The 25,998-nt window shown below is 67.4% G+C and carries 30 protein-coding genes; 18 read left to right on the forward strand and 12 right to left on the reverse strand.

All coding sequences use genetic code 11. The features are described 5' to 3' along the window. Positions 1-30: 30 nt before the first annotated feature. From GGR90_RS16485 to GGR90_RS16515, 7 genes are all read left to right on the forward strand, one after another. Complete coding sequence (locus GGR90_RS16485) at positions 31-678, forward strand: GNAT family N-acetyltransferase (RefSeq protein WP_167922597.1); 648 nt, start codon at positions 31-33, stop codon at positions 676-678. Beyond that, the gene (locus GGR90_RS16490; RefSeq protein ID WP_245198738.1) at positions 675-1,070 is read left to right on the forward strand and encodes a putative quinol monooxygenase; all 396 of its coding nucleotides are present in this window, start codon (positions 675-677) and stop codon (positions 1,068-1,070) included. The genes GGR90_RS16485 and GGR90_RS16490 overlap by 4 nt, the downstream gene beginning before the upstream one ends. Then, on the forward strand, positions 1,067-3,211 hold the full coding sequence (gene ligA, locus GGR90_RS16495) for an NAD-dependent DNA ligase LigA (protein WP_167922471.1): 2,145 nt from the start codon (positions 1,067-1,069) through the stop codon (positions 3,209-3,211). Before GGR90_RS16490 ends, ligA begins: the two co-directional genes overlap by 4 nt. 123 nt (positions 3,212-3,334) lie before the next feature. After that, entirely contained in the window at positions 3,335-4,504 is a 1,170-nt protein-coding gene (locus tag GGR90_RS16500; protein ID WP_167922472.1) for a sterol desaturase family protein, read from the forward strand. A 64-nt stretch (positions 4,505-4,568) separates the two neighbouring features. Continuing rightward, the gene (locus tag GGR90_RS16505; protein ID WP_167922473.1) at positions 4,569-4,961 is read left to right on the forward strand and encodes a hypothetical protein; all 393 of its coding nucleotides are present in this window, start codon (positions 4,569-4,571) and stop codon (positions 4,959-4,961) included. A 145-nt stretch (positions 4,962-5,106) separates the two neighbouring features. Beyond that, positions 5,107-7,107, forward strand: a complete 2,001-nt coding sequence (locus GGR90_RS16510) for a TonB-dependent receptor family protein (RefSeq protein WP_167922474.1) — start codon at positions 5,107-5,109, stop codon at positions 7,105-7,107. Between the two features lie 11 nt (positions 7,108-7,118). Then, positions 7,119-8,471: a PepSY-associated TM helix domain-containing protein gene (locus GGR90_RS16515; protein ID WP_167922475.1), complete on the forward strand. Its 1,353-nt coding sequence runs from the start codon at positions 7,119-7,121 to the stop codon at positions 8,469-8,471. Here the strand turns inward: GGR90_RS16515 and GGR90_RS16520 are convergent. Further along, positions 8,468-8,731: a hypothetical protein gene (locus tag GGR90_RS16520; RefSeq protein WP_245198740.1), complete on the reverse strand. Its 264-nt coding sequence runs from the start codon at positions 8,729-8,731 to the stop codon at positions 8,468-8,470. The two genes, GGR90_RS16515 and GGR90_RS16520, sit on opposite strands and share 4 nt — an antisense overlap. 101 nt (positions 8,732-8,832) lie before the next feature. Here GGR90_RS16520 and GGR90_RS16525 point away from each other — a divergent pair, with 101 nt between their 5' ends. The 6 genes from GGR90_RS16525 (at position 8,833) to phhA (ending at position 12,612) form a co-directional block, all read left to right on the forward strand. Further along, complete coding sequence (locus GGR90_RS16525) at positions 8,833-9,267, forward strand: Crp/Fnr family transcriptional regulator (RefSeq protein WP_167922476.1); 435 nt, start codon at positions 8,833-8,835, stop codon at positions 9,265-9,267. A gap of 12 nt (positions 9,268-9,279) precedes the next feature. Then, the gene (locus GGR90_RS16530; RefSeq protein WP_167922477.1) at positions 9,280-9,459 is read left to right on the forward strand and encodes a helix-turn-helix domain-containing protein; all 180 of its coding nucleotides are present in this window, start codon (positions 9,280-9,282) and stop codon (positions 9,457-9,459) included. Between the two features lie 19 nt (positions 9,460-9,478). Beyond that, a complete protein-coding gene (modA, locus tag GGR90_RS16535; protein WP_167922599.1) occupies positions 9,479-10,246 on the forward strand; it encodes a molybdate ABC transporter substrate-binding protein in 768 nt (255 codons plus the stop codon). Between the two features lie 148 nt (positions 10,247-10,394). After that, positions 10,395-11,090: a molybdate ABC transporter permease subunit gene (gene modB, locus GGR90_RS16540; protein WP_167922478.1), complete on the forward strand. Its 696-nt coding sequence runs from the start codon at positions 10,395-10,397 to the stop codon at positions 11,088-11,090. Further along, positions 11,080-11,700 (forward strand): ATP-binding cassette domain-containing protein, encoded by a 621-nt coding sequence (locus GGR90_RS16545; protein WP_167922479.1) that lies wholly within the window; start codon positions 11,080-11,082, stop codon positions 11,698-11,700. Before modB ends, GGR90_RS16545 begins: the two co-directional genes overlap by 11 nt. 39 nt (positions 11,701-11,739) lie before the next feature. Then, positions 11,740-12,612 carry a phenylalanine 4-monooxygenase gene (phhA, locus tag GGR90_RS16550; RefSeq protein ID WP_167922480.1) on the forward strand — a complete coding sequence of 291 codons (873 nt, stop codon included), beginning with the start codon at positions 11,740-11,742 and terminating at the stop codon, positions 12,610-12,612. A 12-nt stretch (positions 12,613-12,624) separates the two neighbouring features. On the opposite strand, the gene GGR90_RS16555 is transcribed toward phhA, so the two are convergent. The 5 genes from GGR90_RS16555 to GGR90_RS16575 form a co-directional block, all read right to left on the reverse strand. Next, positions 12,625-13,101 carry a hypothetical protein gene (locus GGR90_RS16555; RefSeq protein ID WP_167922481.1) on the reverse strand — a complete coding sequence of 159 codons (477 nt, stop codon included), beginning with the start codon at positions 13,099-13,101 and terminating at the stop codon, positions 12,625-12,627. Between the two features lie 216 nt (positions 13,102-13,317). Then, positions 13,318-14,289, reverse strand: coding sequence for a 50S ribosomal protein L11 methyltransferase (locus GGR90_RS16560; protein ID WP_167922482.1), 972 nt, complete (start codon positions 14,287-14,289; stop codon positions 13,318-13,320). Continuing rightward, positions 14,290-14,997, reverse strand: a complete 708-nt coding sequence (locus GGR90_RS16565; RefSeq protein WP_167922483.1) for an SDR family NAD(P)-dependent oxidoreductase — start codon at positions 14,995-14,997, stop codon at positions 14,290-14,292. 153 nt (positions 14,998-15,150) lie between these two features. Continuing rightward, on the reverse strand, positions 15,151-16,536 hold the full coding sequence (locus tag GGR90_RS16570; RefSeq protein WP_342449957.1) for a methyl-accepting chemotaxis protein: 1,386 nt from the start codon (positions 16,534-16,536) through the stop codon (positions 15,151-15,153). 71 nt (positions 16,537-16,607) lie between these two features. Continuing rightward, positions 16,608-17,108: an Lrp/AsnC family transcriptional regulator gene (locus tag GGR90_RS16575; RefSeq protein WP_209023812.1), complete on the reverse strand. Its 501-nt coding sequence runs from the start codon at positions 17,106-17,108 to the stop codon at positions 16,608-16,610. A 158-nt stretch (positions 17,109-17,266) separates the two neighbouring features. Between GGR90_RS16575 and ald the strand changes: the two genes are divergently transcribed. The 5 genes from ald to GGR90_RS16600 all read left to right on the forward strand — a co-directional run bounded on the left by ald (position 17,267) and on the right by GGR90_RS16600 (position 20,669). Continuing rightward, entirely contained in the window at positions 17,267-18,382 is a 1,116-nt protein-coding gene (ald, locus tag GGR90_RS16580) for an alanine dehydrogenase (RefSeq protein ID WP_167922484.1), read from the forward strand. Positions 18,383-18,410: 28 nt separating this feature from the next. Beyond that, the gene (locus GGR90_RS16585) at positions 18,411-18,653 is read left to right on the forward strand and encodes a hypothetical protein (protein WP_167922485.1); all 243 of its coding nucleotides are present in this window, start codon (positions 18,411-18,413) and stop codon (positions 18,651-18,653) included. A gap of 284 nt (positions 18,654-18,937) precedes the next feature. Beyond that, on the forward strand, positions 18,938-19,396 hold the full coding sequence (locus GGR90_RS16590; protein WP_167922486.1) for a hypothetical protein: 459 nt from the start codon (positions 18,938-18,940) through the stop codon (positions 19,394-19,396). Continuing rightward, positions 19,396-20,211, forward strand: a complete 816-nt coding sequence (locus GGR90_RS16595; RefSeq protein WP_167922487.1) for a ferredoxin--NADP reductase — start codon at positions 19,396-19,398, stop codon at positions 20,209-20,211. The genes GGR90_RS16590 and GGR90_RS16595 overlap by 1 nt, the downstream gene beginning before the upstream one ends. A gap of 41 nt (positions 20,212-20,252) precedes the next feature. Then, the gene (locus tag GGR90_RS16600; protein ID WP_167922488.1) at positions 20,253-20,669 is read left to right on the forward strand and encodes a ribose-phosphate pyrophosphokinase; all 417 of its coding nucleotides are present in this window, start codon (positions 20,253-20,255) and stop codon (positions 20,667-20,669) included. A 73-nt stretch (positions 20,670-20,742) separates the two neighbouring features. On the opposite strand, the gene GGR90_RS16605 is transcribed toward GGR90_RS16600, so the two are convergent. From GGR90_RS16605 to crtY, 6 genes are read right to left on the reverse strand one after another with little or no spacing between them, the layout of a single operon-like run. Further along, positions 20,743-21,261 (reverse strand): AAA family ATPase, encoded by a 519-nt coding sequence (locus GGR90_RS16605; RefSeq protein ID WP_167922489.1) that lies wholly within the window; start codon positions 21,259-21,261, stop codon positions 20,743-20,745. Next, positions 21,258-21,827 (reverse strand): nicotinamide riboside transporter PnuC, encoded by a 570-nt coding sequence (gene pnuC, locus GGR90_RS16610; protein WP_167922490.1) that lies wholly within the window; start codon positions 21,825-21,827, stop codon positions 21,258-21,260. The genes GGR90_RS16605 and pnuC overlap by 4 nt, the downstream gene beginning before the upstream one ends. Then, positions 21,824-22,783, reverse strand: coding sequence for a phytoene/squalene synthase family protein (locus GGR90_RS16615; protein WP_167922491.1), 960 nt, complete (start codon positions 22,781-22,783; stop codon positions 21,824-21,826). The genes pnuC and GGR90_RS16615 overlap by 4 nt, the downstream gene beginning before the upstream one ends. After that, positions 22,783-23,364, reverse strand: coding sequence for an LOG family protein (locus GGR90_RS16620; protein WP_136175781.1), 582 nt, complete (start codon positions 23,362-23,364; stop codon positions 22,783-22,785). Before GGR90_RS16620 ends, GGR90_RS16615 begins: the two co-directional genes overlap by 1 nt. Next, positions 23,361-24,839: a phytoene desaturase gene (locus GGR90_RS16625; RefSeq protein WP_167922492.1), complete on the reverse strand. Its 1,479-nt coding sequence runs from the start codon at positions 24,837-24,839 to the stop codon at positions 23,361-23,363. The genes GGR90_RS16620 and GGR90_RS16625 overlap by 4 nt, the downstream gene beginning before the upstream one ends. Next, positions 24,836-25,993, reverse strand: coding sequence for a lycopene beta-cyclase CrtY (gene crtY, locus GGR90_RS16630; protein ID WP_167922493.1), 1,158 nt, complete (start codon positions 25,991-25,993; stop codon positions 24,836-24,838). The genes GGR90_RS16625 and crtY overlap by 4 nt, the downstream gene beginning before the upstream one ends. Positions 25,994-25,998 lie beyond the last annotated feature (5 nt).

Below are 25,998 nucleotides of genomic sequence, written 5' to 3' on the forward strand. Positions count from 1 at the left end.
GCGCACCCGCTCGACCGTCCCATCTGGAGCATGCTCACCGGACGGCAGGCGCATCTTGCCGAGGGGGAGGCTCCAGCGCTGCGGATCGATCGCGGCTATGGCGTGTTCGGGGTTGCCGCCGACACCGGCGCCGAGGCGCAGGCGGCGCTGGCCGCGTTAATACCGGACGATCGCGAACTCTGGATCGTCGAGGGTGAGCCCTGGCCGGTGCCCGACGGCACGCGCGAGGTGAAGCGCGCGGTGCTTGCGCAAATGGTCGCCGACGGCGCGCCGCCGGCCGCGCGTCAGGGCGAATCCGCGATCCTCGCGCTCGGCGAGGCCGACGCGGCCGAAATGGCGGCGCTCGCCGATCATGCCAAGCCCGGCCCCTGGGGGCCGACGACACATCGTTACGGCCCCTTCTTCGGAGTCCGCGAAGCGGGGCGGCTGCTCGCGATGGCGGGGCAGCGTATCCTCGTTCCAGGCATGGCCGAGGTCAGCGGCGTCGCGACATGGGCCGATTGCCGCGGGCGCGGGCTCGCGCGGGCGCTGATCGGGCATGTCATGCGCGAAATGGTGGCGCGCGGCGAGACGCCCTTCCTGCACAGCTATGCCGACAATGCGGGGGCGATCGCCCTCTATGAATCGCTCGGTTTCCGCATCCGCCGCGAGGTCCATGTGCTGGTGCTCGCCAAATGAACCGTCGCGAGCATCTCGCCGTGATGCTTGCGATGGCGGCGGCGCTGCTCCCCGCGACGAAACTCCGCGCATTGGAGGCGAAGATGGAAGAAGCCGATCCGCAATATGGCCTGCTCGGCCAGATGATGGCGCAGCCCGGTCAGCGCGCCGCGCTCGTCGCGATCCTCTCCGGAGGGACAGGCAAGATGCCCGGCAACATCGCCTATCTGATCGGCGAGGATAGCGCGAACCCCGACGCGATCTGGATCGTCGAACTGTGGGACAGCAAGGAGGCGCACGCCGCCTCGCTGAAGCTGCCCGCGGTGCAGGCAACGATCGCAAAGGGACGCCCGCTGATCGCCGGATTTGGCACTCGCGCCGAATTCACGCCGGTGGCAAAGACCGGTGCATGACCGAAATCGAATCGCTGTCCGAGGCCGCGGCCGCCAATGAACTGATGCGGCTGGCGAAGCAGATCGCCCATCACAGCAAGCGTTATCATGCCGAGGATGCGCCCGAGATTTCGGACGCCGACTATGACGCGCTCGTCCGCCGCAATAACGAGATCGAGAACGCCTTTCCGCAGCTGATCCGCGCCGACAGCCCGAACAATCAGGTCGGCGCCGCGGTCGAGGGCTCGCCGCTCGCCAAGGTCGCGCACGCCCAGCGCATGATGAGCCTCGACAACGCCTTCGCCGCCGAGGATGTCGAGGAGTTCGCCGCGCGCGTCCGGCGCTTCCTCAATTTGGGCGCGGACGCCGCGGTCGCGATGACCGCCGAGGACAAGATCGACGGCCTCTCCTGCTCGCTGCGCTATGAAAAGGGCCGGCTCGTGCAGGCCGCGACGCGCGGCGACGGCAGCGTCGGCGAGGACGTCACCGCCAACGTCCGCCACATCGCCGACATCCCGCAGGAGCTGAAGGGCGCTGCGCCCGATGTCTTCGAGATCCGCGGCGAGGTCTATATGGCCAAGACCGATTTCACCGCACTCAACGCGCGCCTGCTCGCCGAGGCCGACGACCCCGAAAAGGCCCGCCAGTTCGCCAATCCGCGCAACGCCGCCGCGGGCTCGCTGCGCCAGAAGGATGCGAGCGTCACCGCGTCACGCCCCTTGCGTTTCCTCGCGCACGGCTGGGGTGAGGTCAGCGCGCTTCCCGCCGATACCCAAGATGGTGTGATGAAAGCGATCGCGGGCTGGGGCGTCCCGGTGTCGCCGCTGCTGAAACGCTATGAGGGCGTCGAGGACGTCCTCGCGCATTATGCCGAAATCGAGCGCCGCCGCGCCGAGATGGATTATGACATCGACGGTGTTGTCTACAAGGTCGACCGGCTCGACTGGCAGCAAAGGCTGGGCTTCGTCGCCAAGGCGCCACGCTGGGCGATCGCGCACAAATTCCCCGCCGAACGCGCGCAGACGACGTTGGAAGCCATCGACATCCAGGTCGGCCGCACCGGCAAGCTCACCCCCGTCGGCCGGCTCACCCCGGTCACCGTCGGCGGCGTGGTCGTATCGAACGTCACGCTCCACAACCGCGACGAGATCGGCCGGCTCGGGGTGCGCCCCGGCGACCGCGTCGTCATCCAGCGCGCGGGCGACGTGATCCCGCAGGTCGTCGAGAATCTCACCCGCGGCGAGGATCGCGCGGCCTTCGCCTTCCCCGACCATTGCCCGGTGTGCAAAAGCGAGGCGGTCGCCGAAGAGGGCGAGGTCGACGTGCGCTGCACCGGCGGCCTCATCTGTAACGCGCAGAAATTCGAGCGCCTGCGCCACTTCGTCAGCCGCGGCGCGCTCGACATCGAGGGGTTGGGCGAAAAGAGCATCCAGGAGTTTCTCGACCTCGGCTGGCTCGACAAGGGGCCCGCCGACATCTTCCGCCTCAAGGCGCACCGCGCCGAACTGCTCGGGCGCGAGGGGTGGAAGGAAAAATCGGTCGACAATCTCTTCGCCGCGATCGAGGCGAAGCGCGCGCCCGACGCCGCGCGCCTGCTGTTCGGGCTCGGCATCCGCCACGTCGGCGCGGTGACCGCGCGCGATCTGCTCAAGGGGCTGGGCGACATCGCGAGGCTTCCCGCAAAGGCGGCCGAAATCCACGCCTATCTGGAAGCGAACCCGCAGGGCGAGGGCGAATCCGACGGCAAATATATGACGCGCAAGGTCGAGGCGTTCAAATCGATCCTCGAAGTCCGCGCCGATGGCATCGGCCCCGCCGTCGCCGAGGCGCTCGCCGATTTCTTCCACGAACCGCACAACCGCGACCTGTGGGACGATCTGCTCTCCGAAGTCGCGCCGCCGCTTTACGTCGTCGAGACGCGGACAAGCGAGGTGTCGGGGATGACGGTCGTCTTCACTGGCAAGCTCGAAACGATGAGCCGCGACGAAGCAAAATCTCAAGCAGAGGCGCTCGGCGCCAAGGCCGCGGGCAGCGTCAGCGCGAAGACCGACCTCGTTGTCGCGGGGCCCGGCGCGGGCTCGAAGCTCAAGCAGGCGAGCGCGCTCGGCATCCGCGTGATCGATGAGGCGGAGTGGGCGGAGATTGTCGCCGCAGCGGGTTGACGAACACCCTATTTCCGTTCGCCCTGAGCTTGACGAAGGGCTGTTCTTCTTTCTTTCAACGTTGCAAGAAAGAACGGTCCTTCGACAAGCTCAGGGCAAACGGGAAAAGGGGAAGCCCGGTACATGGCAAAGCGTGACTATCTTCAGAATCTGATGCGCGATCTCGAATCGCACACCGAGGTGCGGCGGTTCGGCAGCGGGTGGCTCTCGGGCTTCTTCGGTCTGCTGTTCGCGATCGCGGGCTTCCTCATGGTGATCGCGCTGCGCTTCCCCGACTGGTTCGCGACGCCCGAACTCGAAATTCTCAAGGATTGGGGCGGTTTTCGCGGCTTCGTCCACGCGACCTTGCTCGTCAGCTACGGCCTCTCGCTGCTCAGCCTGCTGCTGCGCCCGCGCAAAGTGCTCGGCCTTACCGCGCTGATGATCGGGCTCGCCGCGATCCTCGTCGGCGGCGCGAACGTCCAGCCGCAGGAGACGCGCGACTGGGGCATTTTCTTCGGGCTCGACTTCTTCGTCGTCAACCTGCTCGTCACCGGCTTCATGTTCGCGCCGCTCGAACGCGCCTTCCCGCATCGCCGGACGCAGCGCCTGTTCCGCACTGAATGGCGCGAGGATCTCTTCTATTATCTCGTCAGCACGATGTTCGTGCAGGTGCTGGGCTTCCTCGCGCTCGCGCCGTCGACGATCATCAATGCGAATACGAGCAATTGGGAAGCGTTCCGCGCCACCATCGCCTCGCTGCCATGGATCGTCCAGTTCGTCATCGTGCTCGTCGCGTCGGACGTGGCGCAATATTTCTTCCATCGCAGCTTCCACCGTTACCCCTTCCTCTGGGGTTTCCACGCGGTGCACCACAGCGCGAAATCGATGGATTGGCTCGCGGGGTCGCGGATGCACTTCGCCGAGATCATCCTGCTCCGCTCGATCACCTCGCTGCCGCTGTTCACGCTCGGTTTCTCGGCCTCGGTGATGCAGGCCTATATCGGCTTCGTCTATGTCTGGTCGTCGCTGCTCCACGCCAATGTCGGCGGCAATTTCAACCGGCTCGGCCACTGGATCGCGACTCCGCGCTTCCACCACTGGCACCATGGGCTGGAGCGCGAGGCGTTCGACGTCAATTTCGCGATCCATTTCCCGTGGATCGACAAGCTCTTCGGCACCTTCCACTTGCCGAAGGACCGCTGGCCCGAAAATTACGGCATCCCCGAAGATGTGCCCAAAGATTATTGGGGCCAGTTCCTCTACCCCTGGACGCGTACGGGCAAGAAGACCGACGAGACGCCCGCCGAATAGCAGGGGGCGAAGTGGGCAATCTGTCCGCTTGCCAGCCGCGCAGCCGCGCCATAAGGCGCGGGGCGTGGGCCTGCTCGCCGCCTTTCGCCGACCCGGCATCCTGCTGCTTCTGCCGCTGATGCTCGCGCTCGCCGCGCGAATGCTCGTCGCGCCGGGCTGGATGATCGAGAGCGACGCCGGCGGGTCGATCACCGTGCGCATCTGTTCGGACCCCGCCAACCCCGGCGGGATGGTCACGATTCCGCTCGAAAAAGCCGGTAGCCACGACGGCGGCGAGGCGCAGCAAAATTGCCCGTGGGGCGCGCTCGCGGGCGCGCCGATCGTTCCCGATCTGCCGGTCCTCGCCGCCGCGCCGATGGCCGTCGAGCCCGTCCCGGTCGCACCGCCTGCGCTCGGCTACGCACCGGGCATCGCCTCACCGCTGCCCCCGAGTACCGGGCCACCTTCCCTGACATAAATCCCGTCACCCCGGCGAAGGCCGGGGTCTCGCCCTCGCGCCCTGACGCGGCGTCGAGATCCCGGCCTTCGCCGGGATGACGATGTGAGATGTCGCGCTGGCCAAGCCGCGCGGCCCCATGCCTGTTTCCGGGAAGATTTTTCCAATGACGAATCTCATTCATCGCGGCGCGCCCTTGCTGGCGCTCGTTACCTGTATTGCCGCCATTCCCGCCCATGCCGAAGAGGCCGACTCGACGATCATCGTCACCGCGCCGCAGCTCACCAACGAAGCCGAAGAGCGCGCGGCGAAAACGGCGGGCGGCACCGACGTCGTCTCGCATGAAGATTATGCCGACAAGTCGATCGTCAGCTTGCGCGACACGCTCGCTTTCTCGCCCGGCGTCTATGTCCAGCCGCGATACGGGCAGGAAGTGCGCATCTCGATCCGCGGATCGGGCCTCTCGCGCGGCTATCATATGCGCGGGCTGACGCTGCTGCAGGACGGCGTGCCGATCAACCACGCCGACGACAATGGCGATTTCCAGGAACTGGAACCGATCTTCTTCGACCATCTTGAGGTGTATCGCGGGTCGAACGCGCTGCGCTTCGGCTCGGGCACGCTCGGCGGCGCGATCAACGGCGTGACGCCGACCGGACGGACCGCCGAGGGTATCTATCTGCGCGGCGATGTCGGCAGCTTCGACAGCGTGCGCGGGCTGGTCTCGGCCGGGGTCGCGACCGACCGCGTCGATGCGTGGGGGGCGATCAGCGCCGATACGTCGGACGGCGACCGCGATCATCTGAAGCGCAAGAGCGTCCGCTTCAACGGCAATGTCGGCATGCGGTTCAGCGATGTGGTGTCGAACCGGCTGTACGTCAGCGTCAACAGCATCGACCAGCAGCTCCCGAGCGCGCTGACGATGGAACAGGCGCTCACCACACCGCGCCTTGCCACCGCGGGGACGATCGCGGGCGACCATGGCCGCGACGTGGATTCGATCCGTATCCAGAACCGCACGCGCTTCGACTGGGGCGCGGTGAAGCTCGACGTCGGCGCCTTCGTCAACGCCAAGTCGCTCTATCACCCGATTTTTGAGGTGGTCGATCAGGAAGGACTCGATCGCGGCGGCTATTTCCGCCTCGATTACGCCGGCGACATCGTCGAAGCGACCTTCGGCGGCGAACTGCGCGTCGGCGACATCCGGGCAAAACGTTTCGTCAATCGGGGCGGCAAGCGCGGCGCGCTGCGCGTGAACGCCGACCAGCACGCGCGCGCGGCGTCGCTTTATGGTGAAGTCCGCGTCCGCCCGGTGGCGGAGCTGACGCTGATCGCGGGGGGCATCTATGCCGACGGGAAACGGCGGCAGGTGATGAATTTCAACGCCTCCGATCCGGCGCAGAACGGCACGGTCGGCCGCGCCGACTTCGATGCCTTTTCACCCAAGGTCGGGTTGTTGTTCGAACCCTCGGCGGGCGTGCAATTCTACGCCAATTACAGCCGGTCGGTCGAATTTCCGGGTTTCATCGAGCTGGGTCAGGTCGCCGCTTTCGTCCCGCTCGACGCGCAACGCGCGTGGACGGCTGAGGTCGGGACGCGCGGACGGTCGGGGCCGCTGAACTGGGACGTCACCTATTACCGCTCGACGATCAAAGGCGAATTGCTGCAATTCGACATCGGTCCCGACATACCGGCGTCGACCTTCAACGCCGGCCGCACGCTCCACGAAGGCGTCGAAGCGGCGCTGGAATTTCAGGCGGCCGAATGGCTGAAGCTGCGCCAAGTCTATACCTACAGCAACTTCCGCTTCCGCAATGACACGCAATTCGGCGACAACCGGCTGCCGGTCGTGCCCAAACACGTCTACCGCGCCGAGCTGCGGGTCGGCAGCGACGCGCTGCACATCGCGCCGAACCTCGAATGGGTGCCCGACGGCCCCTTCGCCGATTATCGCAACCGGGTGTCGACGCCGGGCTATGCGCTGATCGGCGTGACCGGCGGGGCGACGATCGCGCAAGGCATCGACGCCTTCGTCGACGTTCGCAACATCATCGGCAAGAAGGCGATCGGCGACATCAGCGCGGCGATCGCGGTGACATCGACGTCGGCGATCTATTATCCCGTCGAACGCCGCGCGATCTCCGCCGGCATCCGCGCGCGCTTTTAAGGGGGGAGGGGATGATCGACACGGGCCGCGTTCCGCTCCATCGCACGATCTGGCGCTGGCATTTCTATGCCGGCTTGTTCGTCATCCCCTTCATCCTGCTCCTGTCGGTGACGGGCGCGGCTTATCTGTTCAAGCCCGATCTCGACCGGTGGCAGGAGCGCGCGTGGCGTGGCCTGCCGACCGTGGGCGTCGTCGACGCCGATGCGCAGGTCGCCGCCGCGCGCGCCGATTTTCCGGGCGCAAGTTTTCACCATTACCGCATCCCCGAAGCGCCGGGCGATGCCGCGATCGTCCATCTCGGCCTGTCGAACGGCACGATGCGCGACGTCGCGGTCTCGCCGCAGGGGCGCGTGATCGGTTCGGCCGATCCCGATCAGCGCATCTCGGCGTGGCTGTCGCGCATCCACGGCAGCCTGCTGATCGGCCGCGCCGGCAGCTTGCTGGTCGAACTCGCCGCGAGCTGGGCGATCGTGATGATCCTGACCGGCCTCACTCTCTGGTGGCCGCGCGGGCGCGGGGCCGCAGGGGTGATCTGGCCGCGCCTGTCGCTCGGCGGACGCACCGCGCTGCGCGATCTCCACGCCGTCACCGGCTTCTGGGTCTCGGGCCTCGCACTCGTCCTGCTCTTCACCGCGCTGCCGTGGACCGACGTCTGGGCGAGCGGCTTTCGCGCCGTCCGCGCCGAAATGGGCTGGGTGTCGGGGGTGCAGGACTGGAAAGGCGGCGGTGCCGACGAGCACGCCGCGCACGATCATGGCGCGATGGCGATGGCCGATCATTCGGGCCACGCCGCTGCCCCGGCAGTCCCGCTCGCGCGCATCGTCGCGCTCGCCCGCGCCGAGCATATGCCCGCCCCCGCGATCGTCCAGCCGCCCGGCGCGCCCAACCTCTTCGGCCCGCCGAACGGCGAGACATGGACGCTGACGACGCAGACGCAGAACCGGCCGCAGGTGCGCAAGATCAGCTATGATCCCGCGACCGGCGCCGAGGTCGCGCGCAGCGGCTTCGCCGACAAGCATGTCATCGACCGCGTCGTGAACATCGGCATCGCCTGGCACGAGGGGCAGCTTTTCGGCCGCATCAACCAGTTGATCGGCGCCCTGACCGCGCTCGCGCTGTTCACGCTCGCCGTCTCGGGCTTTCTGATGTGGCGCCGCCGCAAGCCCGAAGATGCGCTCGGCGCGCCGCCGGCGACGCGTGATCCCGCGCGGCTCCGGGGCGTCGCCGCGATCATCCTGATCCTCGCCGCGCTCCTGCCGCTGCTCGCCGCGTCGCTGATCCTGCTCTGGATCGCCGAGCGGCTGGTCCTGCCGCGCCTGCCGCGCGCCGCACGCTGGCTCGGCGTGGCGCGCGGGGCGGGTTAGGTCAGCGGGACCGCCTTGGACGTCGCCGGCGCGGCGCCGGCGATATGCGCGTCCATATCCCTGTTCTCGGGAAAGATCGGCCACAGCAATTGCTGCCCCAGCGTCGCGGGCGGCAGATTCTCGACGCCATAGCTTTGCGGGAAACGCCGCGTGATCTTCGCGGTGCCGAACAATATGTCCCAGAAGAACAGTTCGAGCAGGCAGAAGCCGAGATAGATGCCGGCGACGAGCAGGCTCGATTGCGCAGTGGTCAGATACATATGCCGTCTCCCAGCCAATTGAGCGGTCGTTCGCCGCTTGCCTTTGCGCGTGTCATCGCACAGCGTCGCGAATCGAAATGCAAAGAAGTTATCAATTCGCCATGGCCGAACGGTCGCGGCTGTCGGCGCGCGAGCTCGATGAACTCGCGGCGCAGAAACGGCCGCAGTCCTTTGCTGACGGCCAGTTCGTCCAGCATCGGGGCGATCCCGGCGATGCTTTCTGGGCCGTCGTCGACGGGCATGTCGCGGTCGGGCGCTATGCCGAGGACGGCGGCTTCACCCTGTTCGCGGTGCTCGCGGCGGGCGATCTGTTCGGCGAGCTCGCCTTTTTTACCGGCGTGCCGCGGCAGGTTGACGCTATCGTCAGCGGCAATGCGCGGCTCGTCGCGATCGACCGGCCGCTGCTGCGCCGGATGATGGCCGCCGATGTCGGCTGGGCCGAACTGCTGCTGCGCAGCCTCTCGCGCCAGCTGGCGGGCGCGCTGGACCTGATCGACTCCGAACGGCGGCTGAGCACCGTCGACCGGCTGGCGTAGCTGCTCGGCGTGATGGCGCAGGACAGCGCGACCGGCGACATCGTCCGCGCGACGCAGCAACAGCTCGCCGACCTGATGGGGGTGTCGCGCGTCACCTTGGGCGCGGCGCTCGGCGAACTGGCGCGGCGGGGCGTGGTCGAGCGCGGCTATCGCCACATTCGCCTTTGCGGGTCGCTTTCGCCGCGTGGCTGACCGGGTTATAGCGGGTCGCATGATCGCGATCCTCCGCCGTATCGGCTTCCTCCTGACGCTCCTCCTGCTCGCTCCCCCTGCCATCGCGCAGGAGCGCGGGCCTGTCGTGCTCGCGGCGGCGAGCCTGCAGGAATCGCTCAGCGAAGCGGCGGACGCCTGGGCGGCGAAGGGGCACCCCAAGCCCGTGCTGTCCTTCGCCGCCTCGTCGGCGCTCGCGCGACAGGTGATCGCGGGTGCGCCCGCCGACCTCTTCCTGTCGGCCGACGAACCGTGGATGGATGCGGTGGCGAAAGCGGGGATGCTGCGTGCGGGCACGCGCGCGACCCTGCTCGGCAACCGCCTCGTGCTGATCGCGCCCGCCGCGAGCAAGCTCCGCCTGACCCCGGCGCGCGGCTTTCCGATCGCGCGGGCGCTCGGGTCCGGCCGCCTCGCGCTCGCCGATCCCGATGCGGTGCCGGCGGGCAAATATGCGAAGGCGGCGCTGACGCATCTCGGCGTCTGGGGCGGCGTCGCCGCAAAGGTCGCGCCCGCCGAGAATGTCCGCGCCGCGATGGCGCTGGTCGAACGCGGCGCCGCGCCGCTCGGCATCGTCTATGCGACCGACGCGCGCGCATCGAAAGCGGTGCGCGTCGTCGGTGTGTTCCCCGCGTCGAGCCACCCGCCGATCCGCTACCCGGTCGCGCTGCTCAAGGCGTCGCGGCACAAGGATGCGGCGGCGTTTCGCGCCTTCCTCTTCTCACGCGAAGCCCGCGCGATCTTTGCGCGCCATGGCTTCAGCCACCTTTAGGGACGGAACTGCCCATGACGCCAATAAATAGGGACAGTCCCTATTTAATTTCCTCCGGCGCGAGGATTTACGGGCCGTACCATCGATTAAATAGGGACTGTCCCTATTTATTGGCTGCGTCGCTGCCGCTTGCGGTTTCGGCTGTCTGATGCTGTCGCCCGAAGAATGGGGGATCGTCGCGCTGTCGCTGAAGGTCGGCGGCGTTGCGGTGCTCGCGACGCTGCCGGTCGCCTTCGGCCTGGCGTGGATTCTCGCGCGCTACCGCTTCCCGGGACGCGTTGTGCTCGACGCGCTCGTCCATCTGCCGCTTGTCCTGCCGCCCGTCGTCACCGGCTGGCTGCTGCTCATCGCGTTCGGCCCGCTCGGCCCCGCCGGCCGCTGGCTCGAAAGCTGGTTCGGTATGACCTTGATGTTCCGGTGGACCGGCGCCGCGCTGGCCGCCGCGATCATGGCGCTGCCGCTGATGGTGCGCGCGATGCGGCTGTCGATCGAGGGCATCGACCGGCGATTGGAGGGCGCGGCACGCACGCTCGGCGCCGGGCGCTGGCACGCGTTCCGTACGATCAGCCTGCCGCTCGCGCTGCCCGGCGTCCTCGCCGCGCTCGTGCTCGGCTTCGCGCGCTCGATCGGCGAGTTCGGCGCGACGATCACCTTCGTCTCGAACATCCCGGGCGAAACGCGCACGCTGCCGCTCGCCATCTATTCGGCGCTGCAGGTGCCGGGCGGCGAGGCGATGGTGACGCGGCTCGCACTATTGTCGGTCGCGCTTTCGCTCGGCGCGCTCGTCCTCTCCGAATGGCTCGTCCGCCGCACCCATGGCGAAAGGCAGCGTCGTGGCGATTGATATCGACGTGTCGCGCCGCCTCGGCGACCGGGTCATCGCCGCGCACTTCACCACCGGACCGGGGCTCACCGCGCTGTTCGGCCCGTCGGGCGCCGGCAAGACGAGCATCCTCAACATGGTCGCGGGGCTGCTCCGGCCCGACCGCGGCCATATCCGCATCGGCGAGCGCACCCTGTTCGACGGCGCGACCAACTTGCCGCCCGAGGCGCGCCGGGTCGGCTATGTCTTTCAGGACGGCCGGCTCTTCCCGCACCGCCGCGTCCGCGCGAACCTGCTCTATGGCCATGATCTCGCGCCGCCGGCGAACCGCTGGATGAGCCTCGACGAAGCCGCGCGATTTCTCGGCATCGATCATCTTCTGGGCCGCTGGCCGCAAAGCCTGTCGGGCGGCGAGGCGCAGCGCGTCGCGATCGGACGTGCCTTGCTCGCAGGACCCGAAATTCTGCTGATGGACGAGCCGCTCTCGTCGCTCGACGCGGCGCGGCGCGGCGATATCATGGCCGTGATCGAGCGGATTCGCGACGAACTCAAACTGCCGATCCTCTACGTCAGCCACGACCGCGCCGAGGTCGATCGCCTCGCGACGCAGATCGCGGAGATCGGCGAATAAAGTTTCACTTGAAACCATTTTGATGATAGAAGCTGTCATATGGAAAGCCAGTTTACCCACGTCCACGACACGCCGCCGCCCGGCGCCGCGGCCGACTGGACGATTTCGCAAAATTGGGACGCTTTCACCGCCGACGAACATGCGATGTGGGACCGGCTCTTCGCGCGCCAGTCGGACATGCTGCCCGGCCGCGCCGCCGACGCCTTCCTGCGCGGTATCGATGTGCTCCGGCTCGAAAAGCCGGGCGTTCCCGATTATCGCGAGCTCAACGCGCGGCTGACGGCGGCGACGGGGTGGCAGGTCGTCGCGGTGCCGGGGCTCGTCCCCGACGACGTCTTTTTCGACCATCTCGCGAACCGGCGCTTTCCGGCGGGCAATTTCATCCGCACCCCCGAACAGCTCGATTACCTTGAGGAACCCGACGTCTTCCACGACGTCTTCGGCCATGTCCCGATGCTCGCCGACCCCGTCTTCGCCGACTATATGGTCGCCTATGGCGAAGGCGGCCTCAGAAGCCTGAAGTTCGACGCGCTGAAGCAGCTCGCGCGGCTTTACTGGTATACGGTCGAATTCGGGCTGATCCGCGAAGCGGGCGGCTTGCGCATCTATGGCGCGGGGATCGTCTCCTCCTTTGCCGAGAGCGTCTTCGCGCTCGATTCGGACAGCCCGAACCGCATTGGTTTCGACCTCGCGCGCGTGATGCGCACCGATTACCGGATCGACGATTTCCAGCAGAATTACTTCGTCATCGACAGTCTGGAGCAGCTCCTGGATACGACGGTGAACACCGATTTCGCGCCGCTCTATGCCGCCAATGCCGCGCTGCCGCCGATCCCGATCGCCGATATCTTGCCCGGCGACGCGGTGATCACTCGCGGCACGCAGGACTATGCGCTCGCCAAGAGCGGCTGAGCGTCCGGGCCGTTACTCGTCGTCGATCGCTTCCACCAGTTGGCGCCGGTGCTGGCGCGCCTTGCGGTCGGGCGGCAGGCGATAGATGGCCTGCAGAAAGGCCACGTCCTGATCCGACAGGGTGTTGCGGTCGCTTTCGCCGTCGAACAGTGACAGGATCGATCGGCCGGGCGGCGGCGGATCATCGTCCATTTCCACCAACGCAACCATCGCGGCGAAAGAGGCGACGGCTTCGAGCGGATAGCCCGAAGCCCGCTCGACGTCGATAATGACCGTGGCCGTGCTCAACGCGCGGACGGCCTGGGTGCTTATGAGGCTCGAGCTATATTGCGAAAGGCTGGGGCCGCCGATCGTCGGAACGGCGCCTTCGCCGCTGCCGGCTCCCGGCATGGGGGCGCTCGAAATGGCGGCGCCATGGCGGCTCCGCATCCGCGTCGTATGAAACCAGCGTATCGCGTCGTCGCCTTCCAGCAGGCGCTCACGCGCCATCGGGCGCATCTGTTGGAATCGCTCGGGGCGCGCGTTCGCGCGCTTCCTCGCGCGTCCGCGGCGTGCCGGTCACGACGATGGAGTCGGTTTCACTGGTCGGAGGCGCACCGCCCGGCGGCGTGGCGGCTAGCAAGATGGCGGCAAGCAGTGGCACGACCCGGCTCCTCCAACTCAGGACGGCAGGTTAACATTTTGCCCGCCGTTGTCACGCCGGCCCTACCAGCTTCCAAAGCTTGCGTCCGACGGGCTGGCGCGGTGGAACGCGCGTTCCCTGCGCCGCCAGCCGTAGCGGCGGCGCTTGACGAGCAGCAGGCAGGGCCATTCGGCGCTGCCGCCGCGCGCGGCGAGGCGAAAGCCCTGCGCGCGATAGGCGGCGAGCACGGGCTCCATCTGCCGCGCGATCAGCCCCGCGAGGATCGCATGGCCGCCCGGCGCGGTCGCGGCGGCGATGTCGGGAGCAAGCGTGATCAGCGGGCCGGCGAGGATATTGGCGACGACAAGGTCATAGGGCGCGCGGTGGCGGATCGCGGGATGGTCGGTCCCCGGCGCGACCGCAAGCGCCAGCCGTCCGCCGCCCCGGCCGAGCGGGACATGGTTGATGCCCGCATTGTCCCGCGTCACGAAAATGCTTGCGGGGTCGATGTCCGACGCGATCACCTTCGCGCGCGGCCACAGCGCCATCGCGGCGAAAGCCAGCAAGCCCGTTCCCGTGCCGATGTCGGCGACGTTGCGCGGGCTCGCGCTATGCCGCGCCAGCCGGTCGAGCATGGCGAGGCAGCCCGCCGTCGTGTCGTGGCCGCCTGTTCCGAACGCCTGACTCGCGTCGATCAGGAACGGCGTCGCGCCGGGCGGGATGCGATCGGCGTAGCTGCTCGTATGCACGAAAAAGCGCCCCGCCCGCACGGGCTCGAGCCCTTGCTGGCTCAGCGTCACCCAGTCTTCGTCGGGCAATCGCTCGACGACGGGCTTCTTGCCCCTCGCGCTCGGGACGAGCGACTGGAGTAATGCGAGCAGCGCGGCACCCGGCTTGCCGTCCATATAGGCGTCGAGCTGCCACAGCCCCGCATCCTCGTCGATCTCGCGCGTCACGACGACCGGCGCCTCCGCCATCGCGTCGAGTTCGGGAATCTCCTCCGACAGCGCCTCGGCCTCGTCGCGCGTGCAGGGGAGAGAGACGATCCAGCTCATCTAGCGCACATAGCTCGCGCCGTTGACGTCGAGCACCGCGCCGGTCATCGACGCGGGCGCATCCATCGCGCACCAGCGCGCCATTTCGGCGACCTCGTCGGGCATCGCGACGCGCCCCAAGGGAATGTCGGCGAGCAATTTGTCGCCGCCGCGGCTCGCCAGATAATCGTCGGCCATGCCCGTCATCGTGAAGCCGGGGCAGATCGCAAAGGCGAGGATGCCATCCTTCGCATAGGCGCGCGCGATCGTCTTGGTCATCGCGACCATGCCCGATTTCGACGCCGCATAATGCCAGTGCGCCGGGCTGTCGCCGCGATAGGCGGCGCGGCTCGCGATGTTGACGATGCGGCCGCCCGTCTTTTCACCTGGCGCGCCGCGTTCGTGCCAGTGCAGCACCGCGTGGCGGCATAGTTGGGCGCTTGCGGTCAGATTGACCTGCATCGTGCGGTTCCAGTTCGCGAGCCAGTCGGCGTTGGGGTCACCCAGCGGATTGGCTTCGAACACGCCGGCATTGTTGACGAGTATGTCGATGCGGCCGTCCAGCCGGTCGAGGCTCGCCTGCCACAGCCGGTCGGGCGTCACGGGATCGGACAGGTCGCCATCGGCGCTTGACAGCGCGACGACCTTCGTCGCGTCGGACGTCAGCGCCGCCGCGATCGCGGCGCCGATACCGCGGCTCGCGCCGGTGATCAGGATGTTCGTGGTCATGGTTCGCGTCTCTAGCGACACGTGGACATCAGTGCAAAGGCGATGCCCCAAATCCGTTCTCCCTGAGCTTGTCGAAGGACCGTTCCTTCTTTTTGACATCGCAAGAAAAAGGACGGTGCTTCGACAAGCTCAGCACAAACGGGTGAAAGGAATTTACGCCACCCGGCGGCTGAATTCGCTCGCGGCCTGTTCGAGTTGCTGGAGCCGCCCGCCCATCTTGGCGAATTCCTCGCTCAGCACGCTGATCTCGTTCGCGACCATGCCCGAATCGTTGCGGATGCTCGCGATTGTCGACGACATCGAGTCGGCGGCGAGCGCCGTTTCATCGACCGCGGCGGTGATCGAGGTGACCGTCTGCGCCTGCGCGTCCATCGCGTCGCGGATGCGCTGCGCCGAGGTCTGCACCTCGACGATCGTTTGCTGGATCGACTGGTTCGCGAACACCGACCCCTTGGTCGCCTGCTGAATCGCGGTGATCTTGCCCGCGATGTCGTCGGTTGCGCGCGCGGTTTCGTTGGCGAGACTCTTCACCTCCTGCGCCACGACGGCAAAGCCGCGCCCCGATTCGCCCGCGCGCGCCGCCTCGATCGTGGCGTTCAATGCGAGAAGATTGGTCTGCCCCGCGATCTCGCGGATCAGGCCCAAAATCGACTCGATCGATTCGGCGTGGTGCGACAGCGTTTCGGACATCGCGACGGCTTCGCCCGCCTGTTCGGAGGCGCGCGTCGCGACGCTCGCCGATGCTTCGACTTCGCTCCGCGCATCCTCGATCGCGCGGATCAGCCCCGCGGCGGTCGAGGCGGCCTCGCGCATCGCCATCGCCGACTGTTCGGACGCGGCGGCGACTTCGCTCGTCTTCGCGATCATGCCCTTCGCCGCCTGGTCGGCCGATGCGGCCTGCTTCGCGAGTTGTTCGCGCACCCCGTCGGTGTCCTGTACCAGCGACGCGATCGAGCGGTCGAAATCGCCCGCGAGCGTCTGCCGCTCGCTCGAAAACACCGCGCGGTCGAGCTTCGCGGCATAACGTTGCATGATGTCGAATTCGAGCAGCGCGAGCCGGTTGATCGCGCTCATCAGCCGCGCGAGCCGCTCGGCATCGCCGATGCACGCCTCGACGACATATTCGATCGTCAGCCGCTGGCTTTCGGCGATGCACGACATGACCGAGGCGAGCGGCAGCTTCACGCGCCGCGCCATATGGGTGTTCTGGCACGCGATCGTCGCGACCTCCTGGCCCGCGGCGTCTGCATATTTGACCATGGAATGGCGCGCGCTGCCGCGGACATAGCTGTCGTAGAGCTCGCCCTCGACCTTGCGGTCGACGCTGGGCAACTCGTTGAATGCGTCCCAATAGGCACGCGCGACCGCATCCTCGCGGCCGGCGATGATTTGATGGATTTCGGCGCCGCAGGCGGCGAGCTGGCCGTCGAGGTCGTAATAGGGAAAACGCTCCGACATCAAAATCGGATCGATCTGTTGCTTATGAATCGGATTTTCCTTCACCATGATCTTGGCTTCCCTGATCGATCCCAAACGCACGAGTCTGCCGCCCGCAACGCATCCCGCGAAACTGGTGAACAGGATATGCAGTGGAAGTGGTAAAAGCGGTGTTAACCCGCGAGCGAGGTCTTGCCGTCGCCGCTGCCGGAAGGGCCGGGCAGCGGATAGCCCTCGAACGCCTTGATCGTGCGCAGCGCAAAGGCGCTGTGCATCGCCGCGACGCCGGGCAGGCGCGACAGGCAATGGCGGTGCAGCCGGTCGAAATCGGCGACGCTGCGCGCGGCGACGCGCAGCCGGTAATCCGACGCGCCCGAAAGCAGCTGGCATTCCAATATCTCGTCGAAACTCTTCACCGCGCTTTCGAACGCGGTCAGCGCTTCTTCGCTCTGCGACGTCAGGCTGATGTCGACGAAGACGTCGAGGCCGAGGCCGATGCTTTCGGGGTCGAGCCGCGCGGTATAGCCGGTGATGATCCCCGCCGCCTCGAGCGCGCGGATGCGGCGATGGCACGCCGAGGCCGAAAGTCCGACGATGTCGCCCAGCTCGGCCGCCGGACGCGGACCGGTGCGTTGCAGCAAGTCGAGCAGCTTTGCGTCGATCCGATCGATCATCGTGCGTCCTCAGGTCAATTCGCGCATAATTTGTGCGCATACTTCGCGAATACGGCCAGCATATGCAAGCACCTCGCGGGGCCTTTCTGCTACAAGCGCCGACAAGTTTTCGGCGGCGCATCACGATCGCCGATGACATCCATAATCGGAGAGCGACCATGATCATCGGCACCCCCAGGGAAATCAAGAATCACGAATATCGCGTCGGCCTGACCCCCGAAAGCGCGCGCGAACTCGTCGTCCACGACCACCGCGTGCTGGTGCAGACCGGCGCGGGCGAAGGGATCGGCGCGCACGACCGCTTCTATGTCGAGGCGGGCGCCGAGATCGTTCAGGCCGCCGAAGAGATTTTCGCCACCTGCGAGATGGTCGTGAAGGTCAAGGAGCCGCAACCGGTCGAACGCGCGATGCTGCGCGAAGGCCAGATCCTCTACACCTATCTCCACCTCGCCCCCGATCCCGACCAGACGCGCGATCTGATGAAATCGGGCGCCGTCTGCATCGCCTATGAAACCGTGACCTCCCCCCATGGCGGCCTGCCGCTCCTCAAACCGATGAGCCAGGTCGCGGGGCGCATGTCGATCCAGGCGGGTGCGACCGCACTCGAAAAGGCGCATGGGGGTCGCGGTGTGCTCTTGGGCGGCGTCCCGGGCGTTGCGCCGGGCAAGATCTGCATCATCGGTGGCGGCGTCGTCGGCTTCAACGCGGCGCAGATGGCGGCGGGCCTCGGCGCCGACGTCACGATCCTCGACCGCGACCCCGAAGTGCTCGAACGCGTCGGCACCTTCTTCGAGGCGCGCGCCAAGACGCGCTTCTCGAACCGCGCCAACCTCGCCGAATGCGTGGCAGAGGCCGACCTCGTCATCGGCGCGGTGCTGATCCCGGGTGCCGAGGCGCCCAAGCTCGTCACGCGCGAAATGCTCGGCACGATGCGCCCGGGCTCGGTGCTCGTCGACGTCGCGATCGACCAGGGCGGCTGCTTCGAGACGAGCCACGCGACGACGCACGCCGAGCCGACTTATGTGGTCGACGGCATCGTCCATTATGCCGTCGCGAACATGCCGGGCGCGGTCGCGCGCACCAGCACCTATGCGCTCAACAACGTCACCCTGCCGCACGCGCTGCGCATCGCCGATCTCGGCTGGAAGGACGCTTTGAAACGCGACGTGCATCTTGCGCAGGGTTTGAACGTTTGGAACGGTAAGGTGACGTTCGAGGCCGTAGCCGAAGCGATCGGAACCGATTATGTGCCTGTCGAACAGGCACTCGCCTGACAGGACCCGTGAAGGATATAGAAAGACGATGACCGACCAAGCGCCGCCTCCCCCGCCGCACGACGACGACGAGCAGGAAGAAAATGAAGTGCTGCGCGCCGCGCGCGAGCAGCGGCAGCAAAAGGAAGCGGCCGACGCCGCCGAGGCGGCCGATCAGGACGCGGCCAAGGGCAGGCGCGGCTGGAAAACCGCCGCCGCGGCGGGCCTCGGCATCGGCTCGGCAGCGGTGATCGCCGCGCTGCTCTATGTGAACCGCGACAAGATCAAGTAGCGTTCCTCCCCCTTGGGGGAGGGGGACCATGCGAAGCATGGTGGAGGGGCACATGACGTGTTTCCTCCCCTATCTGCGCCCGCGCGACTCCGCCGGTGCCCCTCCACCACCTTCGGTGGCCCCCCTCCCCGTGCCGGGGAGGATCGGCAACCGCCGCTTGAGACCAGCCCGACGCTTCCTCCAAATTGCCCATGCCCGCCATCAACCAATAATATATTGCAAATGACTCGCAATAACATATAAGCCCGCCGACGTCGCAATCATGCGCGTGGGAAAGGAAATCGATGTACGCCTTTGTCGACCGGCCGGTGGAAAGCCTCCGCAACGGCGGGCGTTTCCTGCTCTGGGCGATGCGGGCGTGGGTCTCGGCCGCCGAGCGCGGGCAATGTCCGCCGCAGATGCTGCACCGCGGATTTGCCGCCGTGAAGGCGGCGGGGGCGTTGCCCGATTTCCATATCGCGATGGCGCTGCTCGGCGGCGAAGCCGTCGAAACGCTCATCCTCGCGCCGATGCCGTGCCTCCAGATTTCAGAGGATGAAGCAATTCTGCTTGGACTCTGGCGCGATATTTCGCTTGGGAGTTCGGTAAATGCCCATGCGACGCTGGCCTTGCTGGCCGAGGGAGACAGCGTCGGCCCGATCGCAACGGCGATGGGCGCCGCGATCGACGGGTTGGTCGCGGCGGGATTCGATATGCCGGCCCTCGCGGCCGGCACCATGACACATCAGGAAAGTCCAAAGTGATGAGTGACCGTATTGCCGAAGCCGCCAAGCTGGCCCCCTCCGCCTCGCTGACCGTCGAGGAGGTGCGTTCGGTGCGCCACTGGAACGAGCATCTCTTCAGCTTCACGATCAGCCGCCCGCCGAGCTTTCGTTTCCGTTCGGGCGAGTTCGTGATGATCGGCTTGCCGGGCGAGGGGCGGCCGCTGCTGCGCGCCTATTCGATCGCCAGCCCCGCCTATGCCGACGAGATCGAATTTCTGTCGATCAAGGTGCCCGATGGTCCGCTGACCTCGCGGCTGCAAAAAATCCAGCCGGGCGACCCGGTCTATCTCGGCCGCAAGCCGACGGGGACACTCGTCGCCGACGCGCTGACCCCCGGGCGGCGGCTGTTCATGCTCTCGACCGGCACCGGGCTCGCGCCGTTCCTCAGCCTCGCGCGCGATCCCGACATCTATGACCGCTTCAACCAGATCGTCATGGTCCATTGCGTGCGGCAGGTCAGCGACCTCGCGTTCCGCGAGGAACTCGAGAGCCAGCTCGCGGGCGATCCGCTGGTGCAGGATCAGGCGCTGCTGCAATTCCATTACCTGCCGACGGTGACGCGCCAGCCCTTCCGCACGACGGGACGCATCGACGCGTTGATCGAGGACGGTTCGCTCTTCGGCCATCCGCTGACCGGCCCGACCGCCTTCGACCCCGCGACCGACCGCGTTATGATGTGCGGCAGCATGGCGATGATCCGCGACCTGCAGGCGCGTTTCGAGGAACTGGGCTTCAAGGAGGGATCGAACGCGGCGCCGGGCGATTTCGTGATCGAGCGCGCCTTCGTCGGCTGACCGATTGCCGCTGCCGGAAACCCGATGATATAGCCGGTCCGATGACGAACCGAACAGGCGCGCGCGACGGGGATTTGGGCGGCGAGGAAAGCTCCGCCGACGTGTCGGCGCTCGGCGACGCGCCGCGCATCCGCGCGATATTGATCGCGGCGGCGCGTGAGGGGCGCAGCGTCAGCTATTCCGAACTGCTCGGCGACCTCGGTTTCCGCTTCACGCGGCCCAAGATGCGCGCGGTTTGCAAGACGCTCGAAGAGGTCGACCGGCTCAGCGCGGCGGGCGGCGAGCCCGACCTCGCGGTGCTGGTGGTGCGCGAGTCCGATCGCTTGCCGGGGCAGGGCTGGTGGGTCGGCGGCGCGGCACTGCTGCTCGGCTATGACGGCCCATGGGAGGGCGCCGCGGCGGCGCGCTTCATCCGCGAGCGGCAGCAGGCGGCGTTCGACTATTGGGCGGGGCGATAGGGCGACCGCGTTCGGCGGTAGCGTCCCCCCCCCCCCCCCCCGAGCGGTGAGCCAAACTGGAAACCGCAACCCCTCACCCCAGCCCGGCGGCGTCGATCGCCGCCAGCGCGTTCTCGGCGCGCGCGTCGCCTTCGCCCTCGACCCACACCCAGGGAAGCCGGCGCCGGTCGAGTTCCCCGACCGCGACCTCCATGAACTGCGCGCGCGCGAGTTCGCTGCCGAACAGGCGCGTTCCATCCTCCTGCCAGGGCAGGTCCATCGCGGGGACGAGATAGAGGTCGGCGACCGCGTCCCAATGGTCGATTTCGGGCAGGCGGCGGCCGAGCAGCATGATCGCCCATGCCTGCGTCATCAGCGGATCGGTGTCCGATATCAGCCAGTCGGGTTCCTGCGCGAGCGCCGCCTCGGTCGCCGCGCGGTGCCCATCGAAGATCGCGAGCAGGTCGGTCTCGTCGAGGTCGGTGCCGTTCGCCTCGGCATAGGTGCGGCCAAATTCGGGGACGATAAGGCCGCCGAGCCGCAGCGCGAGCCGCGCGGCGAGCGTCGACTTGCCGGTGCTTTCGGCGCCGTGGAGGCAGATATGGCGCGTCACAGCGCCACCCTGCCCGTCGCGGCGGCGCGGCGCCACTGGATCAGCCCGTCGATCGACAGGCCGAGCAGCACGACATAGACCGCGCTGGTCGCATAGAGCCCGCGCGAAGCGAAGAGCGGCACCGCGATCAGGTCGACGATGATCCACAGCACCCAGCTTTCGACCCGGCGCCGCGCAAGCAGCCATTGCGCGGTGATGCTGAGCATCGCGATCGCGCCGTCGAGCCACGGCGCGGCGGCGTCGGTGTGGCGGTCCATCGCGAAGCTCCAGCCCGCCCAGGCGGCGACCGTCGCCAGCGCCCAGCCCCGGCGGGCGCGGCCGCTCATCCAGCGCACCGGCACGCCGCTGGCGCCCCGCGCGCGCGTCCATGCCGCCCAGCCATAAAGGTTGAGCGCGAAGAAAAAGCCCTGGAGCAGCATGTCGCTATAAAGTTTCGCTTCGAAGAAGACGAAAGCGTAGAGCGTTACCGCGACGAGCGCGAAGGGATAGTTCCACACGCTGCGCAGCGCGACGAGCGCGACGTTGACCAGCACGAACGCCGCGGCGATCCCCTCGATCGGGCTCACGCGGCCGGGTCGCGGCGCGGACGGGTCCACAGGCCGTCGCGGCTGATCCGCCGCTGCGGCGGGCGGCGCAGCACCGACCAGCCGGCGCGCGCGATCCAGCCGAGCTTGGCGACGAAGCTCGATGCGGCGCGGTGGTCCCACGCATGGTCGCCGCGGCGCCGCACCTCGCGCGCGATGTCGCCATAGATACCCGCGGCGGCGAGCACCGCCCAGCGGCTGCGCGCGGGCAGCTTGCGCGCGCCCCAGCGCCCCGATGCCTCATATTCCTCCGCCATTTCGGACAGCCATTTGGCCATCACCGACAGGCGCCCGCGAAAAGCGGGGTGCATGTGCTGTCCCGGCGGAATGTCGAGTTCGACCATCCATTCGACGGGCAGGTAACAGCGGTCGGCGGCGGCGTCCTCGGCGACGTCGCGCGCGATATTGGCGAGCTGAAAGGCGATGCCGAGGTCGGAGGCGCGGTCGAGCGTCGTTTCGTCGGCGGGGTCGATGCCCATGACCAGCGCCATCGCGACGCCGACCGCGCCCGCGACATGATAGGCGTAGCGCAGCAGATCGTCTTCGCTGCGCGGACGCCAGTCCTTCGCATCGAGTTCGAAGCCCGCGACGATGTCGTCGATGACCGCGCGCGGGATCGCGACGTCGGTGAGCAGAAAGCCGAGCGCGTCGAAGGCCAGGTCGCCGGTCGGCTCGCCGGCAAAGGCCTTGTCGGTCCGCGCGCGGATATGCGCGACGGCGGCGCCGGGGTCATGGTCGGGCTTCATCGCGCCGCCATGATCCTGCCCGTCGGTCAAATCGTCGGCGGCGCGGCACCAGGCATAAAGCAGCCAGACGCGCTCGCGCGTTTCGCGGTCGAACAGCTGGCTCGCCAAGGCAAAGCTTTTCGATCCGCGCGCGATGCTGTCGTGCGCGAAACCGTGGAGGGCATGCGCGTCATAGGCCCCCTCTTCGGTCATCAGAGATTTTCGGCCTTCATCGCGAAGATCGTTTTGTGCGGGACATAGGCCGCCATCTTGTCGAGCAGCTCGTCGAGCCCGGCGTCGACGATCATGATCCCGGCATGCGCGGGGCGGATGAAGCCGACCTCGATCATGTTGCGGTTGAACGCGATCAGATCGTTATAAAAGCCCGCGGCGTTGAGCAGCCCGACGGGCTTCGCATGATAGCCGAGCTGCGCCCAACTGATCGCCTCCCACAATTCGTCCATCGTGCCCACGCCGCCGGGGATGGTGAGGAAGCCGTCGGAGAGGTCGGTGAACATCTTCTTGCGCTCGTGCATGCCCGAGACGACGTGGAGTTCGGTGACGCCGCGATGCGCGACCTCGGCGCCGACGAGTGCGTCGGGGATGATGCCGATCACCTCGCCGCCGGCTTCCAATGCGCTGTCGGCGACCGCGCCCATCAGCCCGAGCCGGCCGCCGCCGTAAACGACGCCGATCCCGCGTGTCGCCAGCGTGCGCCCGACGTGGCGCGCGGTTTCGATATAGATCGGATCTTCGGGGGTCGCGGACCCGCAATAGACGGCAAGGCGTTTCATGATTCTTCCAACATCAATCGGGCGGTCGCCTTGGCGCTGCCGACGACCCCCGGGATACCCGCGCCCGGATGCGTCCCCGCGCCGACGAAGTAAAGATTGGAAATGAGATCGTCGCGGTTGTGGGCGCGGAACCAGGCGCTCTGCCAGAGGACAGGCTCGAGGCTGAACGCGCTGCCCAGATGCGCCGACAGGTCGCGGCCGAAATCCAAGGGCGTGTAGTGGAAACGCGTGATGAGATTCGCACGAAGGCCGGGAAGGACGCGGCGTTCGACCTCATCCAATATGGCGTCGGCGAAGCGGGTGCCGAAGTCGCCGTCCCAGTCGGCTTTTGCCTTGCCCAGATGCGCGACCGGCGCGAGCGCGTAGAAGGTCGAGTGCCCCGGCGGCGCCATGCCGCGATCGGTGACGCTCGGATGGTGGAGATAGAGCGAGAAATCGTCGGGTACGACGCCCCCGTAAATGTCGCTGAGCAGCCCCTTGTAGCGCGGGCCGAACAAGATGCTGTGATGCGCAATATCGGGATACTCGCCCTCCACCCCGAAATGGACGACGAACAGCGAGGGCGACCAGCGTTTGCGCGCCAGCCCCTTCGCCACCTTCGTCCCGCGCGGATGACCGCCGAGCAAGTCCCGATAGCTGTGCATCAGGTCGCCGTTGGTCGCGACCATGTCGGCCGCGCCATGCCAACCGCTCCGCGTCGTCACGCCGGTCGCGCGGTCGCCTGCGGTGTCGATCGTCGCGACCGGATCGCCGAGCCGCAGCGTGCCCCCCAGCCGTTCGAACAAGCGCACCATCCCCGACACCAGCGCATTGGTGCCGCCGCGTGCGAACCAGACGCCGCCCTCCTTTTCGATCGTGTGGATCAGCGCATAGATCGCGCTCGTCGTCATCGGATTGCCGCCGACGAGCAAGGTGTGGAACGATAGCGCCTGCCGCAGCCGCTCGTCCTTCACATAGGAGGAGACGACGCCGTAAACGCTGCGCCACGCCCGATATTTCATCAGCGCCGGCGCCGCCCGGACCATCGCGGCGAAGTCGAGAAAGGCGACCGCGCCGAGCTTGACATAGCCCTCCTCATAGACCCCCTTCGAATATTCGAGGAAGCGATCGTAGCCCGCGACGTCGGCGGGATGGAGCTTCGCGATCTCATCGCGCAGCGCGGCCTCGTCGTTCGAATAGTCGAAATTCGTGCCGTCGGGCCAGTTGAGCCGATAGAAGGGCGTGACGGGGATCAGGTCGACGTCCTGCCCCATATCCTGCCCGCCGAGCGCCCAGAGTTCTTCAAGGCACGACGGGTCGGTAATCACCGTCGGCCCCGCGTCGAAGGTGAACCCGTCCCGCTTCCAGTGATAGGCCCGCCCCCCGGGCGTGTCGCGCGCCTCGACGATCGTCGTCGGGACGCCCGCCGATTGCAGCCGGATGGCGAGCGCGAGCCCGCCGAATCCCGCCCCGACGACGATCGCGCGGCGGCTCATCGCCAGTCGAGCTTCGCCAGCGCCGAAATCGCGCGGCCGATCCGAACCGGCGGCTTGCCGATGAGCAGGCGCAGCTTGTCCGCCGTCGTCGAGCGCCCGGCATAGAAGCGCGCGATCAGCTGCGGCGACAGGCGGTAGAATCGCTCGAAGATACGAAACCGCTCGTCGGGCTCGGCCGCCCGGAACAGCATCGCGCCCAGCATCCGGTAGAAACGCTGGCGCCGCCACGCCGCCGCCGCGCGCCCGCGAAGCACGGCGGCGAGGTCGCCCCGATCGACGAGCGCGGGCAGCGCCGATGCCGTCCGCACCGCGTCGGGAAGCGAATAGCCGGTCGTCGCGTGGAACCGGCCCGCGCGAACGCCGATCCGCGCGGTGCGGTCGGACGCGGGCCACAGTCGTTCGAAATCGCCCGCGATGACCACCGGCAGCACGCCGCTTTCCTCGCGCGTCGTCGCCGCGACGTCCCAGCCCCGCGCCGCGGCATAGGCGGCGATCCGTTCGCGCACTTCCGCCGCATCGAGGTCGGCATCATCGCTGTAATAAGTATCCTCGACGAATATGGTCTCGGCATCGAAGGGGAGCAGATAGACGAAGCGATAGCCGTCCAGTTGGTCGACCGTGGCATCCATCACCACCGGATGCTCGACGCCATGCCCGCCTTTCACCGTCAGCGCCTGTCCGACGAATGTCTGCCAGCCGCAATCGAGCCCCGGAAATTTGCCCGCGCCGCGCGCATCGATGACATGCTTCGCCGACAATCGCCCGCCGCGCGCCAGCAGCAGATGGTCGGGCGCGACATGCTTCGCCTTGTCGGCGATGATATGCCCCGCGGGCAGCGCCGCCGCGACCGCTTCGGCAAGCGCCTCGCCGGTGATGCTCTTATACCCCATGCGTAGCCTGCGCTCGTGCGACGGAAAGCGGACGTCGTAGCGCGGCCAGTGATGGCGCACGAGCGGCGCGACGAGCCAGCGATCCTTTTTCGCGATGTCGCTGTCGAAGAAAGACCAGATATGATTGCCGCCGACCGGACCCGGTTCGACCAGCCGCACGTCGAGATCGGGCCGCTTCGCAGAAAGGGCAAGCGCCGCGAGCCCGCCGGCGAGCCCGCCGCCGACGATCGCGATGTCGCATTTATCGATCCTCTGCCCCGCCATCGCTC

The organism is Sphingopyxis italica (genome assembly GCF_011926545.1).
GTDB classification, from domain to species: Bacteria; Pseudomonadota; Alphaproteobacteria; order Sphingomonadales; family Sphingomonadaceae; genus Sphingopyxis; species Sphingopyxis italica.